The following is a 1,170-nucleotide window of genomic DNA, read 5'->3' on the forward strand; positions in this document are numbered from 1 at the left end:
ACAACCGTAAATACCCAATCGCTGACTACTCATTGACACCAACTGTGGCAATCGTAGATCCTGCTTTGGTATTGACAGTTCCTGGATTTGTTGCGGCAGATACTGGTATGGACGTATTGACTCACGCAACTGAAGCTTACGTATCACAAATGGCTAGCGACTACACTGACGGTCTTGCTCTTCAAGCGATCAAACTCGTATTTGAAAACCTTGAAAGCTCAGTTAAGAATGCAGACTTCCACTCACGTGAGAAAATGCATAATGCTTCAACTATTGCTGGTATGGCCTTTGCGAATGCCTTCTTAGGTATTTCTCACTCAATGGCTCACAAGATTGGTGCACAATTCCACACAGTTCACGGACGTACAAATGCAATCTTGCTTCCATACGTTATCCGTTACAATGGTACACGCCCAGCTAAGACAGCTACATGGCCTAAGTACAACTACTACCGTGCAGATGAGAAATATCAAGATATCGCTCGTATGCTTGGACTTCCAGCTTCTACTCCAGAAGAAGGGGTTGCATCTTATGCTAAAGCTGTTTACGAACTCGGTGAGCGCGTAGGTATCGAAATGAACTTCAAAGCACAAGGTGTTGACGAGAAAGAATGGAAAGAACATTCACGCGAATTGGCCTTCCTTGCTTATGAAGATCAATGTTCACCTGCAAACCCACGTCTTCCAATGGTTGATCATATGCAAGAAATAATCGAAGATGCTTACTATGGTTACAAAGAAAGACCAGGACGTCTTAAATAATTGATTATCAGTCAGAGGCAGGAGTAATCCTGCCTCTTTTTATAGTTTTTCAAAATAGAAGAGGTTAAAAGTTTAACAAAAAGTTTTGTAAATAACTATAAAGATGCATGTTGATAGACTTTTGACAAAGGGAATCTATATAAAATTGTGTATCTAGAAAGTAGAAAACTGAAGTGAAAATCAACGTCAGCGCTTGCAATAAAACTAAAATAGTTATATAATAGGTTTGTTGAAAGGTGATTTGTAGTGATTCAAGTTACTCTTTTCACAATAAAATTTTCATGATTTTCATAAGGAGGAAATCACTAATGGTAGTTAAAGTTGGTATTAACGGTTTCGGTCGTATCGGTCGTCTTGCTTTCCGTCGTATCCAAAACGTAGAAGGTGTTGAAGTTACTCGCATCAACGA

General features: G+C 39.5%; 2 protein-coding genes. Both read left to right on the top strand.

The features are described from left to right. The coding region (locus LG369_RS08465; protein WP_225750799.1) for an iron-containing alcohol dehydrogenase at window positions 1-761 on the top strand (761 nt) is incomplete at its 5' end. Window positions 762-1,069: 308 nt separating this feature from the next. After that, window positions 1,070-1,170, top strand: a 101-nt coding sequence (locus LG369_RS08470) for a glyceraldehyde 3-phosphate dehydrogenase NAD-binding domain-containing protein (RefSeq protein ID WP_225750800.1), incomplete at its 3' end; no start/stop codon positions are given.

Origin of the sequence: Streptococcus sp. Marseille-Q4154 (assembly GCF_916700545.1) — a bacterium.
Lineage (GTDB): Bacteria > Bacillota > Bacilli > Lactobacillales > Streptococcaceae > Streptococcus > Streptococcus infantis_I.